This is a genomic window from Pseudomonas sp. R45(2017), assembly GCF_002112305.1.
Taxonomy (GTDB): Bacteria; Pseudomonadota; Gammaproteobacteria; order Pseudomonadales; family Pseudomonadaceae; genus Aquipseudomonas; species Aquipseudomonas paraglycinae.
This window is the reverse complement of record NZ_NEHH01000005.1, coordinates 305,192-321,077: the sequence shown is the minus strand read 5'-3', so window position 1 is coordinate 321,077 and position 15,886 is coordinate 305,192. Positions and strand designations below refer to the sequence as shown.

Here is a 15,886-nt window from a genome sequence, read left to right as displayed (position 1 = left end):
ATGCACAGGATTCTTGTGAGCCGCTGCCTGCTTGGCCATCGCGTGCGTTATGACGGTGGAGCCAGCGGGCCGTTCGATCTGCTGGAGCAGTGGATCAGCGAAGGCCGGGTAGTGCCGCTGTGCCCGGAAGTCGCCGGTGGTTTGCCGACGCCGCGGGCAGCGGCAGAGATTCCGGGCGGGCAGGGCAGCGAAGTGCTGGACGGACTCTCCTCGGTGATCACTACCGAGGGCGAAGACGTCAGTGCGCAGTTTCTGGATGGTGCGCGGCAGGCGCTGGCGCTTGTGCAGAAGCACGGGATTCGGGTGGCGGTGCTCAAGGCCAACAGCCCTTCGTGCGGGAATCTGTTGACCTATGACGGCACGTTCAGTGGGGTGAAGGTGAGTGGCGAGGGCGTTACCGCCGCGTTGCTGAAGCGCCATGGGGTGCAGGTCTTCAGCGAACTCGAACTGCCGCAAGCCGCACAGGCCCTCAGCTTGCTCGACTAGTCACGTTCACTTCAGTTTTCCGTAGCCTGCACACTCAACCACTTCTTCGACAACGCCTCCAGCCGCCCATCCGCCCTGATCCGCTGCAAGGCATTTTCCAGACTCGCGTGAAACGCCGGGTTGCCCTTCTGAAACGGAATCGCCAGATCCACCGGCGGCCCGACCTTCGGTTTCTCCTCGGTCAGCGTCTGCACCAGCACCATCGGCCGAGGTTGCTCGTCCTTTTTCGCCAGCAACTGCGCATTGACCTGCGTGTAAGGCTCGCTCACGTCGAAACGATCCTTGAGCTCGGGTGTCAGTGCTATGTGGTTGAGCGCGACGTCGTACTTGCCGCTTTCAACGCCCTGGAGCAGATCGGCTTCGTCAGTGACGATGAAGTCGGCGCGCACATCCAGTTCGTTGGCCAGCAGTTGCCCAAGCTCGACCTCGAACCCCGTGAGCGTGTCGCCGTCCTTGAAATTGAAGGGCGGTGTATTAGCCTCAAGGGCTATGCGCAACTCGCCACGGTCGTAGACGTCATCAATCAGTTCGGCGTGAGCCAGAGGGCTCAGAAGGGGAAGCAGGCAGATCAGGCCAGGCAGAAAACGCATGGTCACTCCTTTGAAATCGATATCGGCCTGTTTTCCAGGCTCGCTTTGCTATGGTTGTCGAGTGCCTTCGACAACGAATGGTCATGAAGTTGTCATGACCGTGCGGATTTTACGGAAAAACTGGAGAAGAAAATGAAAAGCTTTATGTCACGTGCAGCGTTGGCCGGTGTGCTGATGGGTGTTTCGGTACTGGCCAGTGCGGCCACACCGGCACCGAAGGGCGCCGAAGTGTTCATCGTTTCTCCCGAGGACGGAGCCACGGTTTCGCAGACCTTCACGGTCAAGTTCGGTGTAAAGGACATCGCGCTGGCACCGGCCGGTGATGTCACCAAGAACACCGGTCATCACCATCTGCTGATCGATGCCAAGGAAATCGTTCCGGCCGGCTCCGTCGTGCCGACCGACGCCAACCACATGCACTTCGGCAAGGCGCAGACCCAGGCCGACATCAAGCTCGCGCCGGGCAAGCACACCCTGCAGCTGGAGCTGGGTGACAGCGGCCACATGGCGTTCGATCCGCCGATCGTGTCGAAGAAGATCACCGTCAACGTCGAATGATGTTTTCGCGTGCATGAAAAAGGGAGCCCGAAGGCTCCCTTTTTTGTCGCTCAGCGTCGGATCAGAACAACACGCGGCTACGGATGGTGCCGTTGACGTGTTGCAGCTTCTCTTGCGCCAGCTCCGAGTACTCGGCGTCGACGTCGATCACCACGTAGCCGACCTTCTCGTTGGTCTGCAGGAACTGACCGGAGATGTTGATGCCGTTTTCGGCGAAGACCTTGTTGATCTCGCTCATCACACCCGGGATGTTCTCGTGGATGTGCAGCAGGCGGTGCTTGCCAGGGTGAGCCGGCAGGGCCACTTCCGGGAAGTTCACCGACGATACCGAAGTACCGTTGTCGCTGTACTTGACCAGTTTTTCTGCCACTTCCAGACCAATGTTGGCCTGCGCTTCAGCGGTGGAACCGCCGATGTGCGGGGTCAGGATCACGTTATCCAGGCCACGCAGCGGGCTTTCGAACTCTTCGTCGTTGGAGCGCGGCTCGACCGGGAACACGTCGATGGCGGCGCCGATCAGGTGCTTGTCCTTGATCGCAGCAGCCAGGTGATCCAGCTCGACCACGGTGCCGCGTGCAGCGTTGATCAGGATGCCGCCCTTCTTGATGGCACGGATTTCCTTCTCGCCGATCATCCACTGGGTCGCAGCGGTTTCCGGAACGTGCAGGGTGACGATGTCGGACATGCCCAGCAGCTCGTGCAGGTTGCCGACCTGGGTCGCGTTGCCCAGTGGCAGCTTGGTCACGGTGTCGTAGAAGAACACCTGCATGCCCAGACCTTCAGCCAGGACCGACAGCTGAGTACCGATGGAGCCGTAGCCGACGATGCCCAGTTTCTTGCCACGGATCTCGAAAGAGTTGGCTGCGGACTTGATCCAGCCGCCACGGTGGCAGGAAGCGTTTTTCTCAGGGATGCCGCGCAGCAGCAGGATCGCTTCGGCCAGCACCAGCTCGGCCACGGAGCGGGTATTGGAGTACGGCGCGTTGAACACGGCGATGCCGCGCTCGCGGGCCGCTTCCAGGTCAACCTGGTTGGTGCCGATGCAGAAACAGCCGACCGCGACCAGCTTCTTCGCGTGATCGAAGATCTCTTCGGTCAGCTGGGTGCGCGAACGAATGCCGATGAAGTGAGCGTCAGCGATCTTTTCCTTGAGCTGGGCTTCCGGCAGGGAGCCTGTCAGGTATTCGATGCTGGTGTAGCCCGCCGCCTTGAGGACGTCGACAGCCGATTGGTGGACGCCTTCGAGAAGAAGGAACTTGATCTTGCTCTTATCGAGAGAAGTCTTGCTCATCTGCGTAAACCTGTATCCCGGAGAAAAATGGCAGGAAATGGTCAACAGACATTGACCTGGACGACAAGAAAGCCGTCACCGCAGAACCGGCCTTGGGCACTGGCCTGCGGGGTCGGTATGCTAGCATAGCCACCCCGCTAAACACTCATTCCTGCGACGTGAAGCGTTCTCAGGATGACCATGAATTGTTCGAGAGTTCCGTCGATGACCAATCCTGCCCTGATTGATGAACTGAAGACCCTGGTCGAGCCTGGCAAGGTCCTGACCGATGCCGACTCCCTGAACGCTTACGGCAAGGACTGGACCAAGCACTTCGCCCCGGCGCCCAGCGCCATCGTGTTCCCCAAGACCATCGAGCAGGTGCAGGCCGTCGTCCGCTGGGCCAACGAACATAAAGTGGCGCTGGTGCCGTCGGGCGGGCGTACCGGACTTTCCGCCGCGGCCGTGGCCGCCAATGGCGAAGTGGTTGTGTCGTTCGACTACATGAATCAGATTCTCGACATCAACCTGACCGACCGCACCGCCGTCTGTCAGCCGGGCGTGGTCACCGAACAATTGCAGAACGCCGCCGAAGAACATGACTTGTACTACCCGGTGGACTTCGCTTCGGCAGGTTCCAGTCAGATTGGCGGCAACATCGGCACCAATGCCGGCGGGATCAAGGTCATTCGCTACGGCATGACCCGCAACTGGGTGGCGGGCATGAAAGTGGTGACCGGCAAGGGCGACGTGCTGGAACTGAACAAGGACCTGATCAAGAACGCCACCGGTTATGACCTGCGCCAGCTGTTCATCGGCGCCGAAGGCACCCTGGGTTTTGTGGTCGAGGCCACCATGCGCCTGGATCGCTCGCCGAAAAACCTGACCGCGATGGTCCTCGGCACCGCCGATTTCGATTCGATCATGCCGGTGCTGCACGCCTTTCAGGGCCGACTCGACCTGACCGCGTTCGAGTTTTTCTCCGACAAGGCCCTGGCCAAGGTCATGGGCCGTGGCGATGTGCCGGCGCCGTTCGACACCGACTGCCCGTTCTATGCCTTGCTGGAATTCGAGGCGACCACCGAAGAAGTGGCCAACACCGCCCTGGAAACCTTCGAGCACTGCGTGGAGCAGGGTTGGGTACTGGACGGTGTCATGAGCCAGAGCGAAACCCAGTTGCAGAACCTGTGGAAGCTGCGCGAGTACATCTCCGAAACCATCTCCCACTGGACACCGTACAAGAACGACATCTCGGTCACTGTCTCGAAAGTCCCGGCGTTCCTGCGGGAAATCGACGCGATCGTCGGCAAACACTATCCGGATTTCGAAATCGTCTGGTTCGGCCACATCGGCGACGGCAACCTGCACCTGAACATTCTCAAGCCGGACAACCTGAGCAAGGACGATTTTTTCGCCAAGTGCGCCACCGTCAACAAGTGGGTGTTCGAAACCGTCGAGAAGTACAACGGTTCGATTTCCGCCGAACACGGTGTGGGCATGACCAAACGCGATTACTTGACCTACAGCCGCTCGCCGGTGGAAATCGAATACATGAAAGCGGTCAAGGCGGTGTTCGACCCGAACGGCATCATGAACCCGGGCAAGATCTTCGCGGTTTGATTGGCAATCCCTGATGAATCAATGAAGGCAGGAGTCGGTAATGAGCTATCAGCACCAGTATGTCGACGGTACGCGGATTCATTTTCCGCTGGGGAAAGTGGTGTGCATCGGGCGTAACTACGCCGAACACGCCAAGGAACTGGACAACCCGGTGCCTACCGAGCCGTTGCTGTTCATCAAGCCGGGCAGTTGCGTGGTGCCGCTGGAAGGCGGTTTCAGCATTCCGACCGAGCGTGGCTCCGTACATTACGAGGCGGAAATCGCCGTGTTGATCGGCAAGCCGCTGTCGACCAACCCGAGCCGCGAAGAAGTGCTGGACGCGATCTCCGGTTTCGCCCCGGCGCTGGACCTGACCCTGCGCGACAAGCAGGCCGAGCTCAAGTCCAAGGGCCTGCCGTGGGAAATCGCCAAGTCGTTCGACGGCGCGGCGGTGATTGCGCCGTTCGTGGTCGGCAGCACTTTCGCCGACCTGACCGACATCGGCATCCGCCTGACCATCAACGGCGAAGTGCGCCAGGACGGCAACAGCAGCGCGATGCTCAATCCGATCGTGCCGATGATCCAGCACATGGCCGGCTGCTTTTCGCTGCAGGCCGGTGACGTGATCCTGACCGGCACGCCGGTGGGCGTCGGCCCGCTGAACGTTGGTGATGAGATCGTGCTGGAGCTGCCGGGCGCCAGTCGCTTCACCAGCAGCGTTCGCTGATCCGTACATCGCGTTCCCGAGCGGGAGATTGCAGATTTGAGCTCAGCCCTCAAGTCTGCAATCTCCCGTTTTCGTTTTGTGATGCGACCTGCAAAGACGCAGGGCATTCCGGCCATTTGCCGTTTTTTTCACATTCTGTCCGGATAATTCCGGTCATTCTGGCGTCTGAGCCGGCCTCTTTGTGCTATTACCCTTAGCCTGAATTTTCGGAACGCGTCCTTTGATGTCATCTCAAACTCAGCTCAAACCCGCCCGCCGTTCGCGCTTCGCCCTGCGCTGGTATTCCTGGATTGTGTTGGCAGCCGTCGCTGCGTACGGGCTGGCGTTTGCCATGCATTGGGATGACCGTGGCCTGTTGTGGGTGCTGGAGCGTTTTGAAAGCCCGGCCGAGAAACAGGAAAGCGTCTGGCTTCCGGACTACCGCGTGGTGATCGACGCCAAGCTGCTGCCGGGGATGGAAAAGGACGAAGCTTCGGACCTGTCCTATAACCCGCAGACCAAAACCCTGTTTTCGGTGATGGGCAAGAATCCGTTCCTGGTCGAGCTGACCCTGCAGGGTGACGTGCTGCGCAAGATGCCGCTGGTGGGCTGGAGCAATCCCGAAGGCCTGACGGTGATGGAAAACGGCTTGATGGCGATTGTCGATGAGCGCGAGCACCTGCTCTCCATCGTCAAGGTCGATGCCGAGACCCGCGAACTCAAGCGCGACGATTTCCCGAAATACGACTTGGGGCCGTCGAAAGACCAGAACAAGGCTTTTGAAGCCATCACCTGGGACGCCCGCAACCAGCAACTGCTGCTGGGCGAAGAGCGTCCGCCTGCGCTGTTCACCTGGAAAAGCGACGGCAGCCAGACGCTCAAGGGCGACAAGCAGAAACTCGACAGCGACGAACTGGACCTGCGCAACCTCTCGGCCCTGGCAATTGACCCGCGCACCGGCCACACCCTGGTGTTGTCCGCCGATTCGCATTTGCTGCTGGAGCTGGACGAGAAGGGCGAGCAGGTCAGCTTCATGACCCTGCTTGGTGGTTTCAACGGCTTGAAGAAAACCATTCCCCGCGCCGAAGGCGTGACCATGGACGAGGCGGGCACGCTGTACATGGTCAGCGAGCCGAACCTGTTCTACCGCTTCGAAAAGCAGAAGTAACGACTCCTACAGCAATTGCAGATCTGTGCAGTTGTGGCCTGAGGCAAGTGGCCATTAAGCTTCAGTTCAGACAGGCGTGATATTTCATCCGCCTGTTTTGACTCCGAGCCTGCCCGAATGCGTCGACTTGCCCGTCCCAAGCCTCTGTTCATCATCCTGTCGGTGATTGCCCTGATCGCGTTGATTGCGATCGGCCAATACATGCGCCTGTTCGAGCGTGCCTGGTTCAACCTGCATACGCTATGGCAGCCGATGAGCAGCGAGGCGATCGGGCTGGATCAATACCGGGTGGAGATTGAAGCGAAGGTCATCGACGGGCTGAACGACGATGTCTCGGCGCTGACCTACGATCCGGTGCGCAAGAGCCTGTTCACCGTGACCAACAAGAATGCCGAACTGGTCGAGCTGTCGCTGGACGGCACGATCCTGCGCCGTGTCGCCTTGATCGGCTTCGGTGATCCGGAGGCGGTGGAGTTCATCAGCGCCGACACCTACGTGATCACCGATGAACGCCAGCAACGCCTGATCAAGATCCATCTGGAACACGGCACCACGTTCCTCGATGCAGCGGACGCCGAGCAAATGACCCTCGGTGTGCACATGAGCGGCAACAAGGGCTTTGAAGGCCTGGCTTACGACTCGGTGGGCAAGCGCCTGTTCGTGGCCAAAGAACGGGATCCGATGCTGATCTATGAAGTGCACGGGTTTCCGCACTTCAATCCGGAAAAATCCTACGCGGTACACGTGATCAACAATCCCAAGCGCGATGCCGGGATGTTCGTGCGCGATCTGTCGAGCCTGCAATACGACGAGCGCAGCGGCCATTTACTGGCGCTGTCCGACGAGTCACGGCTGATTCTGGAACTGGATGTGGACGGGCGCCCGTTGAGCACCATGTCATTGAGCGGTGGCCGGCAGGGCCTGAAGAAAACCGTGCCGCAGGCGGAAGGTATCGCGATGGATGACGACGGGACGTTGTATCTGGTGAGCGAGCCGAATCTGTTTTATGTCTTCAGGAAGCCTGCGCAGAATTAACCAACACCACAAAACACTGTGGGAGCGAGCAAGCTAGCTCCCACAGGTTTTTCATCTGCCCACAAATATGTGGGCAGCCTGGTTTATTCAGCTTTGAGGGTCTTCACACCTTCGCTGGTACCCAGCAACAGCAGATCCGCCGGACGCGCCGCGAACAAACCGTTGGTGACCACGCCGACGATCGCGTTGATCTGCGCTTCCAGCTCCACCGGATTGGTGATCTGCAGGTTGTGCACGTCGAGGATGATGTTGCCGTTGTCGGTCAGCACGCCTTCGCGGTAGACCGGGTCGCCGCCCAGCTTCACCAGCTGGCGGGCGACGTGGCTGCGAGCCATCGGAATCACTTCCACCGGCAGCGGGAACGCGCCCAGCACCGGCACCAGTTTGCTGGCGTCGGCGATGCAGATGAATGTCTGGGCCACAGCCGCGACGATCTTCTCGCGGGTCAGGGCTGCGCCGCCGCCCTTGATCAGGTTCAGGTGCTCGTCGCTTTCATCGGCGCCGTCGACGTAGAACTCCAGGTTGCTCACGGTGTTCAGCTCATACACCGGAATCCCGTGGCCCTTGAGGCGCGCAGCGGTGGCTTCGGAGCTCGCGACCGCGCCATCGAACGCGCCCTTGTGCTGGGCGAGGGCGTCGATGAAGCAGTTGGCGGTGGAGCCGGTGCCGACGCCGACGATGCTCTTGTCGTCGAGTTTCGGAAGGATGAAGTCGACGGCGGCCTGGGCAACGGCCTGTTTGAGTTGATCCTGGGTCATGCGGGCTCCGGAAGCGGGCAAGGTAAGAACGGAAAGGCCGGCATTATAGCCTCAAGCCGGGCTAAAACCTCTGGATTCGTGTGGTCGTGCGCCCAAAAGGCGGGTTAGACTCGCTGGTCCCGCCCAACCGCCAGTGATGCTTTCCGATGCTCGAACAGTACGTCAAGAAGATCCTCACCTCGCGCGTTTATGACGTTGCCGTAGAAACCCCGCTGCAGAACGCCCGCCAGCTCTCCGAGCGGCTGGGCAACGACATCTGGCTCAAGCGCGAAGACTTGCAGCCGGTGTTCTCGTTCAAAATTCGCGGCGCCTACAACAAGCTGACCCAGTTGAGCGACGAAGAGCGCGCTCGCGGCGTGGTCACCGCGTCGGCGGGCAACCATGCGCAAGGCCTGGCCCTGGCGGCGAAAGTGCTGGGCGTGAAAGCGACCATCGTGATGCCCAAGACCACCCCGGAGATCAAGGTCGAAGGCGTGCGCTCCCGTGGCGGCAAGGTGGTGCTGCACGGCGATTCCTTCCCGGAAGCCCTGGCCTACTCGCTGAAACTGGTCGATGAAAAAGGCTACGTCTACATCCACCCGTACGACGATCCGCACACCATTGCCGGGCAGGGCACCGTGGCGATGGAAATCCTGCGCCAGCATCCGCAGCCGCTGGATGCGATTTTCGTTCCGGTGGGCGGCGGCGGTCTGATCGCCGGTATCGCGGCGTACGTGAAATACCTGCGGCCGGACATCAAGGTCATCGGCGTCGAGCCCGATGACTCCAACTGCCTGCAAGCGGCGATGGCGGCGGGCGAACGCGTGGTGCTGCCGACTGTAGGCATCTTCGCCGACGGCGTGGCGGTGGCGCAGATCGGCCAGCACACCTTCGACATCTGCAAGGATTACGTCGATGAAGTGATCACCGTCAGCACCGACGAAATCTGCGCGGCGATCAAGGACATCTACGACGATACCCGCTCGATCACCGAACCGGCCGGCGCGCTGGGCGTGGCCGGGATCAAGAAGTACGTCGAGCAGCGCGGCGTCAGCGGCCAGACCTTCGTGGCCATCGACTCCGGGGCCAACGTCAACTTCGACCGCTTGCGCCACGTCGCCGAGCGCGCCGAGCTGGGTGAAGGCCGCGAAGCGATCATCGCCGTGACCATCCCCGAGAAGGCCGGCAGCTTCAAGGCCTTCTGCGAGGCCATCGGCAAGCGCCAGATCACTGAATTCAACTACCGCTACAACAATGGCAGCGAAGCGCACATCTTTGTCGGCGTGCAGACCCACCCGGACAACGACCCGCGTAGCGCACTGCTGGCGAGCCTGACCGAACAGGGGTTCCCGGTGCTCGACCTGACCGACAACGAACTGGCCAAGCTGCACATCCGTCACATGGTCGGCGGTCGCGCGGCGCACGTGGTCGATGAAGTGGTGCTGCGCTTCGAGTTCCCGGAGCGTCCGGGCGCGCTGTTCAACTTTCTCAACAAGCTCGGCGGTCGCTGGAACATTTCGATGTTCCACTACCGCAACCACGGCGCAGCGGACGGCCGCGTAGTGGCGGGCCTGCAAGTGCCCCACGACGAACGTCATCTGGTGCCCGCAGCCCTTGAGGAAATCGGCTACCCGTACTGGGACGAAAGCGACAACCCGGCCTATCAGCTGTTTCTTGGCTGAACGGCTACGCTGATGGGTATGGCCCAAGGAAAGAGAAATTCATGGAAACCCTGACCACCCTGAAAGTCCTTCACGTCGCGGCGACCGTGGTGATACTGGCGAGCGGGCTGGGGCTCGCCGCTGTTTCCTGGCGTAATCGCAGCGAGGGGCCGGCCAGCACGATGCAGCGACCCTGGTTGTTCGTCTGGTGTCTGATGCTGATCGGCGTGCTCAGCATGCCTTTCACCGGCTGGTGGTTGGTGCACCTGATTGGCTGGCCGTTGGGACAGTTTTGGATTCTGGGGTCCAGCGTGATCTATGCCGTGGCCACATTCAGCGCGGTCTGGCTGCTTGTTCGGCTTAATCGGCTATGGACCAGCGGGGTCGGCAACCGGAAATTCAATCTGGCGCTGGCCATTGTCAGCGGCGTCGGATTTCTGGCCATTGCGGCGTTGATGGGGGCGAAGCCGGTTTAAGGCTTGGGACCGCTTCGACCCCGTTCGCGAGCAGGCTCGCTCCCACATTGATCTGACGCGTTCACAAATTCTTTGTGGGAGCTGGCCTTGCCAGCGATGGCAGTATCAGTCGCGAAGGCTTATGACGGGCCAGCCACGTTTCTCGGCTTCGGCCCGCAGGTTCGGATCCGGGTCGACCGCCACCGGATTCGCCACCTGTTCCAGCAGCGGCAGGTCATTCATCGAGTCGCTGTAGAAATAGCTGCCTTCCAGCGAATGCCCGGTTTCTTCCAGCCAGCGGTTCAGGCGCGTCACCTTGCCTTCGCGGAAGCACGGCACATCGGTGCTGCGCCCGGTGTAGCGACCGTCCTGCATCTCGCACTCGGTAGCGATCAGGGTTTCGACGCCCAAGCGCACGGCGATCGGCGCGGTGACGAAGCGGTTGGTGGCGGTGATGATCACCAGTTTGTCGCCGGCATCGCGGTGCTTTTTCAGCAACTCAAGCGCCTTCGGCAGCATGATCGGCTCGATGCAGTCGCGCATGTAATCGTTGTGCCACTGCTCAAGCACGGCCATCTCGGTGCGCCCGAGGATTTCCAGACAGAAGTTCAGGTACGCGGCGTTATCCAGTTTGCCGGCCAGGTAATCCTGATAGAACTCGTCGTTGCGCGCTTTGTAGGCGACCGGGTCGAGGAAGCCGCGTTCGCACAGATAATCGCCCCAGGCGTGATCGCTGTCGCCGCCCAGAAGGGTGTTGTCCAAATCGAATAAAGCCAGGCGCATTGCAGTTACCCGCTGAAAAGTCAGTAAAAAGGCCACAAGAATACGGTCTTTTCACAAGAGTGCACATAAGCTCGGAACCCTCGTTGCCGCCTTCACAACCTTTGTGGAACAATGCGGCGACATGCGTTTGCGAGGTTGTTGCCGTGATCGACCCCGATGGTTTCCGCCCTAATGTCGGGATCATTCTGACGAATGACGCCGGCCAGGTGCTATGGGCTCGCCGTATCAATCAAGATGCCTGGCAGTTTCCACAAGGGGGAATCAATCCCGAGGAGACGCCGGAAGACGCCTTGTACCGCGAGCTGAACGAAGAAGTTGGCCTGGAACGCGAAGATGTTGAAATACTGGCCTGCACCCGGGGCTGGTTGCGCTATCGTTTGCCGCAACGTCTGGTGCGAACCCACAGCCAACCGCTGTGCATCGGCCAGAAACAGAAATGGTTTCTCCTGCGCCTGATCTCCAACGAGCAGCGGGTGCGGATGGATTTGACCGGTAAACCGGAGTTCGATGGCTGGCGCTGGGTCAGTTATTGGTATCCGTTGGGCCAGGTGGTGACATTCAAGCGCGAAGTGTATCGCCGCGCTCTCAAAGAGCTTGCCCCGCGCCTTTTAGCGCGCGACTGACGACGGAGTTCGACCCCGAGCCATGCTCAATACGCTGCGCAAGATCGTCCAGGAAGTTAACTCCGCCAAGGATCTCAAGGCGGCGTTGGGGATTATTGTGTTGCGCGTCAAAGAGGCCATGGGCAGCCAGGTCTGCTCGGTCTACCTGCTTGATCCAGAGACCAATCGCTTCGTGCTGATGGCCACCGAGGGCTTGAACAAGCGCTCGATCGGCAAGGTCAGCATGGCACCCAACGAAGGTCTGGTCGGCCTGGTCGGCACGCGTGAAGAACCCCTGAACCTCGAAAACGCCGCGGATCACCCGCGCTACCGCTACTTTGCCGAAACCGGCGAGGAGCGCTACGCCTCGTTCCTCGGGGCGCCGATCATTCACCACCGCCGCGTCGTCGGCGTGTTGGTCATCCAGCAGAAAGAACGCCGCCAGTTCGATGAAGGTGAAGAAGCCTTCCTCGTGACCATGAGCGCGCAGCTCGCGGGCGTAATCGCCCACGCCGAGGCCACAGGTTCCATCCGTGGCCTCGGCCGTCAGGGCAAGGGCATCCAGGAAGCCAAGTTCGTCGGCGTACCGGGTTCGCCGGGCGCGGCGGTCGGTACCGCGGTGGTCATGCTGCCACCGGCGGATCTGGACGTGGTGCCGGACAAGACCATCACCGACATCGACGCGGAACTGGCGCTGTTCAAGACCGCCATCGAAGGCGTGCGCGCCGACATGCGTGCGTTGTCGGCCAAACTGGCGACCCAGCTGCGCCCGGAAGAGCGTGCGCTGTTCGACGTCTACCTGATGATGCTCGACGATGCCTCGCTGGGCAGCGAAATCACCAACGTGATCAAGACCGGCCAGTGGGCCCAGGGCGCGTTGCGTCAGGTCGTGACCGATCACGTCAACCGTTTCGATTTGATGGACGACGAGTACCTGCGTGAGCGGGCGTCGGACGTCAAGGACCTGGGCCGACGCCTGCTCGCCTACTTGCAGGAAGAGCGTCAGCAGAACCTGGTTTACCCGGAAAAAACCATTCTGGTCAGCGAAGAACTGACGCCGGCGATGCTCGGCGAGGTGCCGGAAGGCACGCTGGTCGGTCTGGTGTCGGTACTCGGTTCGGGCAACTCCCACGTCGCGATCCTGGCCCGGGCCATGGGTATCCCGACTGTAATGGGTCTGGTCGATCTGCCGTACGCCAAGGTCGACGGCATCGAAATGATCGTCGACGGCACACGTGGCGAGGTTTACACCAACCCCAGCGAAGTGCTGCGCAAGCAGTTCACCGAGGTGGTGGAGGAAGAGAAGCAACTGGCGCTGGGGCTCGATACCCTGCGCGACCTGCCGTGTGTGACCCTGGACGGCCACCGCATGCCACTGTGGGTCAACACCGGCCTGCTGGCGGACGTGGCGCGAGCGCAGAAGCGCGGCGCCGAAGGTGTCGGTCTGTACCGCACCGAAGTGCCGTTCATGATCAACCAGCGCTTCCCGAGCGAGAAGGAACAACTGGCGATCTACCGCGAGCAGCTCGCCGCGTTCCATCCGCAACCGGTGACCATGCGCAGCCTGGACATCGGCGGCGACAAGTCGCTGTCGTACTTCCCGATCAAGGAAGACAACCCGTTCCTCGGCTGGCGCGGGATCCGCGTCACTCTCGACCACCCGGAAATATTCCTGGTGCAGACCCGTGCGATGCTCAAGGCCAGCGAAGGCCTGAACAACCTGCGGATCCTGCTGCCGATGATCTCCGGCATCCACGAGCTCGAAGAGGCGCTGCACCTGATTCACCGGGCCTGGGGCGAAGTGCGCGACGAAGGCACCGACGTGCCGATGCCGCCGGTGGGCGTGATGATCGAAATTCCTGCGGCGGTTTACCAGACCAAGGAACTGGCGCGGATGGTGGACTTCCTGTCGGTCGGCTCCAACGACCTGACCCAGTACCTGCTGGCGGTGGACCGCAACAACCCACGGGTGGCAGATCTTTACGACTACCTGCACCCCGCGGTGCTGCAAGCCCTGCAAACCGTAGTGCGCGACGCCCATGCCGAAGGCAAGCCGGTGAGTATCTGCGGCGAGATGGCTGGTGACCCGGCGGCAGCGGTGCTGTTGATGGCGATGGGTTTCGACAGCCTGTCGATGAACGCCACCAACCTGCCGAAGGTGAAATGGATGCTGCGCCAGATCAACCTGAGCAAGGCCAAGGATCTGCTGGCGGAACTGATGACCATCGACAACCCGCAGGTCATCCACAGCTCGCTGCAACTGGCGTTGAAGAATCTTGGGTTGGCGAAGATGGTCAATCCGGCGGCGGTCAAACCCCTCTAGATTAGTGGCGATCCCGAAAAGCCCCTCACCCTAACCCTCTCCCAAAGGGAGAGGGGACTGATCGCGGGATGCTGCAGATATGCATCGACCTGAACGAGTTGTATTGAATCCATAATCGACTCGATCTTTCAGGTCGATGTAAGGCTCAAGACACCTCGGTCGGCTCCCTCTCCCTCCGGGAGAGGGCTGGGGTGAGGGTGGCTTTTAAATTTTGATCTCCACTTCCCCCAAATGCCCGCCATACGGCCCGAAACTGCGCTCGACCATCCGCCGCGTCCCGTCCGCCTGCACGATCAACGCCGTACTCGCCCGCGTCCCGTAACTCTGGCTGGCAATAAACACACTCGACAACAACGACTCGGTCGCCAGCCCCACGCCGGTGTCCGGCAGCTCGGCAAACGGTGCCGTTTGCGCATCGCTCAATAAAGCCAACAACCGCTCGGGCTGCGGATCATCCAGCACGGCACTCAATGCCGCCTTGGCCTTGAGCAGTTTCGGCCACGGCGTATCCAGCCCGGCGTTGGACAGACCATAGACGCCGGGCTGCAACATCACCGGTTCCGAAGACCGCGCATTGAAGTGCCACAGCTCGTTGGCATTGCCCAGCAGCAGATTGAACCCGGCATATTCCGGCGAACGGGCGACAACGTCAGACAAATAGTCATCGATCGACAGGTTTCCGGTCAGAAAACCCGCCACCAGTTCACCCCGGGAGCGCCGGGCCGGCGGCTGATGCGGATCGCGAATGTTGGTCAGCGCCGCAAAACGACCGTTGGCGCCCAAGCCGAGCCAGGTTCCCCCGGCCTCAAGATCACGGCCGGCGTGAACATGCGGCGACTCGGGCCACTGGGCCAGCGGCAGGCTGGGCCGGGCGTAGAACTCGTCGCGGTTGGCCGCGACGATCAGCGGCTGGGCATGCCCCGGTCGCCAGGCGAAAACAATCAGGCACATAAGGTGGTCCTTGTGTGTTTTTTGCCCACTCTACGCAGACATCGTCCGTGCATCCATCGCCGGTGGAGCCGAAGGGTATCCATCCGTTACCATGCCGCTCCGGTTTTGGGGACGCGCCTTGGGAGGCAGTCATGGAATTTCTGCTCTATCTGGCGCTGGGCGCCTGTGCGGGCGTACTGGCCGGGCTGTTCGGGGTGGGCGGCGGGATCATCATCGTCCCGGTGCTGGTGTTCAGTTTCACCTTGCAGGGCTTCGATCCGTCGATCCTGACCCATCTGGCGGTCGGCACGTCCCTGGCGACGATCATCTTCACGTCGGTCAACGCGGTGCGCGAGCATCATCGACGCGGCGCGGTGCGCTGGCCGATCTTCAAGTGGATGACCGTTGGCATTCTGCTCGGCGCCGGTTTCGGAGCGCTGACCGCCGAAGCGATCTCCGGGCCCAACCTGCAAAAGATCATCGGTGTGTTCGCCCTGGTGATCGCGGCGCAGCTGGCGCTGGACGTCAAACCCAAGGCCAGCCGAACGGTGCCGGGTAAACTCGGTCTGACCGTGGCCGGCAGTGTGATCGGCTGGGCATCGGCGATTTTCGGGATTGGCGGCGGCTCGCTGACCGTGCCGTTCCTGACCTGGCGCAGCGTGCCGATGCAGCAGGCGGTGGCGACCTCGTCGGCCTGCGGTCTGCCGATTGCTGTGGCCAGTGCAATAAGTTTCATGATTCTGGGCTGGCATGATCCGTTGCTGCCGGCCCATAGTCTCGGTTTTGTGTATTTGCCGGCGCTGCTTGGCATTGCGCTGACCAGCATGGTGTTCGCCCGTCTCGGCGCGCGGCTGGCGCACAAGTTGTCGCCGAAGTTGCTGAAACGGCTGTTCGCGGCTTTGCTGTTTTGCGTGGGCCTGAGCTTTCTGTTCTGAGCCGTGTGTTTTGGCAGGTCGCAATCCTGGCTTAATCCTGAGGTGACA

16 protein-coding genes are annotated in these 15,886 nt (G+C 61.0%); 11 read left to right on the top strand and 5 right to left on the bottom strand.

All coding sequences use genetic code 11. From position 1 onward, the window contains the following. The gene (locus CAF74_RS14005; protein ID WP_085746726.1) at positions 1-486 is read left to right on the top strand and encodes a DUF523 domain-containing protein; all 486 of its coding nucleotides are present in this window, start codon (positions 1-3) and stop codon (positions 484-486) included. An 11-nt stretch (positions 487-497) separates the two neighbouring features. On the opposite strand, the gene CAF74_RS14000 is transcribed toward CAF74_RS14005, so the two are convergent. Further along, positions 498-1,076, bottom strand: a complete 579-nt coding sequence (locus CAF74_RS14000) for a transporter substrate-binding domain-containing protein (protein WP_085647003.1) — start codon at positions 1,074-1,076, stop codon at positions 498-500. Between the two features lie 132 nt (positions 1,077-1,208). On the opposite strand from CAF74_RS14000, the gene CAF74_RS13995 reads away from it, so the two are divergent. Beyond that, on the top strand, positions 1,209-1,634 hold the full coding sequence (locus CAF74_RS13995; RefSeq protein WP_085647002.1) for a DUF4399 domain-containing protein: 426 nt from the start codon (positions 1,209-1,211) through the stop codon (positions 1,632-1,634). A gap of 61 nt (positions 1,635-1,695) precedes the next feature. On the opposite strand, the gene serA is transcribed toward CAF74_RS13995, so the two are convergent. Then, positions 1,696-2,925 (bottom strand): phosphoglycerate dehydrogenase, encoded by a 1,230-nt coding sequence (gene serA, locus CAF74_RS13990; protein WP_007953487.1) that lies wholly within the window; start codon positions 2,923-2,925, stop codon positions 1,696-1,698. Between the two features lie 204 nt (positions 2,926-3,129). Between serA and CAF74_RS13985 the strand changes: the two genes are divergently transcribed. The 4 genes from CAF74_RS13985 to CAF74_RS13970 all read left to right on the top strand — a co-directional run bounded on the left by CAF74_RS13985 (position 3,130) and on the right by CAF74_RS13970 (position 7,412). After that, a complete protein-coding gene (locus tag CAF74_RS13985) occupies positions 3,130-4,524 on the top strand; it encodes an FAD-binding oxidoreductase (protein ID WP_085746725.1) in 1,395 nt (464 codons plus the stop codon). A gap of 40 nt (positions 4,525-4,564) precedes the next feature. Beyond that, positions 4,565-5,230: a fumarylacetoacetate hydrolase family protein gene (locus CAF74_RS13980; protein WP_085746724.1), complete on the top strand. Its 666-nt coding sequence runs from the start codon at positions 4,565-4,567 to the stop codon at positions 5,228-5,230. A gap of 223 nt (positions 5,231-5,453) precedes the next feature. Continuing rightward, the gene (locus CAF74_RS13975) at positions 5,454-6,377 is read left to right on the top strand and encodes an SdiA-regulated domain-containing protein (RefSeq protein WP_085746723.1); all 924 of its coding nucleotides are present in this window, start codon (positions 5,454-5,456) and stop codon (positions 6,375-6,377) included. 117 nt (positions 6,378-6,494) lie between these two features. Further along, the gene (locus CAF74_RS13970; RefSeq protein ID WP_085746722.1) at positions 6,495-7,412 is read left to right on the top strand and encodes an SdiA-regulated domain-containing protein; all 918 of its coding nucleotides are present in this window, start codon (positions 6,495-6,497) and stop codon (positions 7,410-7,412) included. 83 nt (positions 7,413-7,495) lie between these two features. Here the strand turns inward: CAF74_RS13970 and rpiA are convergent, their stop codons facing one another. Beyond that, a complete protein-coding gene (gene rpiA / locus CAF74_RS13965; RefSeq protein ID WP_007953476.1) occupies positions 7,496-8,170 on the bottom strand; it encodes a ribose-5-phosphate isomerase RpiA in 675 nt (224 codons plus the stop codon). Between the two features lie 146 nt (positions 8,171-8,316). Between rpiA and ilvA the strand changes: the two genes are divergently transcribed. Beyond that, complete coding sequence (ilvA, locus tag CAF74_RS13960) at positions 8,317-9,831, top strand: threonine ammonia-lyase, biosynthetic (protein ID WP_011336426.1); 1,515 nt, start codon at positions 8,317-8,319, stop codon at positions 9,829-9,831. A gap of 41 nt (positions 9,832-9,872) precedes the next feature. Further along, positions 9,873-10,286 (top strand): DUF2269 family protein, encoded by a 414-nt coding sequence (locus CAF74_RS13955; protein WP_011336425.1) that lies wholly within the window; start codon positions 9,873-9,875, stop codon positions 10,284-10,286. Positions 10,287-10,391: 105 nt separating this feature from the next. On the opposite strand, the gene CAF74_RS13950 is transcribed toward CAF74_RS13955, so the two are convergent. Continuing rightward, positions 10,392-11,048, bottom strand: a complete 657-nt coding sequence (locus tag CAF74_RS13950) for an HAD family phosphatase (RefSeq protein WP_085605945.1) — start codon at positions 11,046-11,048, stop codon at positions 10,392-10,394. A 143-nt stretch (positions 11,049-11,191) separates the two neighbouring features. On the opposite strand from CAF74_RS13950, the gene CAF74_RS13945 reads away from it, so the two are divergent. Both CAF74_RS13945 and ptsP read left to right on the top strand, forming a co-directional pair. Next, positions 11,192-11,671, top strand: coding sequence for an RNA pyrophosphohydrolase (locus CAF74_RS13945; RefSeq protein WP_003229203.1), 480 nt, complete (start codon positions 11,192-11,194; stop codon positions 11,669-11,671). Positions 11,672-11,693: 22 nt separating this feature from the next. Beyond that, positions 11,694-13,973, top strand: a complete 2,280-nt coding sequence (gene ptsP / locus CAF74_RS13940; protein WP_064600191.1) for a phosphoenolpyruvate--protein phosphotransferase — start codon at positions 11,694-11,696, stop codon at positions 13,971-13,973. A 204-nt stretch (positions 13,974-14,177) separates the two neighbouring features. On the opposite strand, the gene CAF74_RS13935 is transcribed toward ptsP, so the two are convergent. Beyond that, the gene (locus CAF74_RS13935) at positions 14,178-14,924 is read right to left on the bottom strand and encodes an NRDE family protein (RefSeq protein ID WP_085746721.1); all 747 of its coding nucleotides are present in this window, start codon (positions 14,922-14,924) and stop codon (positions 14,178-14,180) included. A 131-nt stretch (positions 14,925-15,055) separates the two neighbouring features. Here CAF74_RS13935 and CAF74_RS13930 point away from each other — a divergent pair, with 131 nt between their 5' ends. Then, entirely contained in the window at positions 15,056-15,838 is a 783-nt protein-coding gene (locus CAF74_RS13930) for a sulfite exporter TauE/SafE family protein (RefSeq protein WP_085746720.1), read from the top strand. Positions 15,839-15,886: the final 48 nt, after the last annotated feature.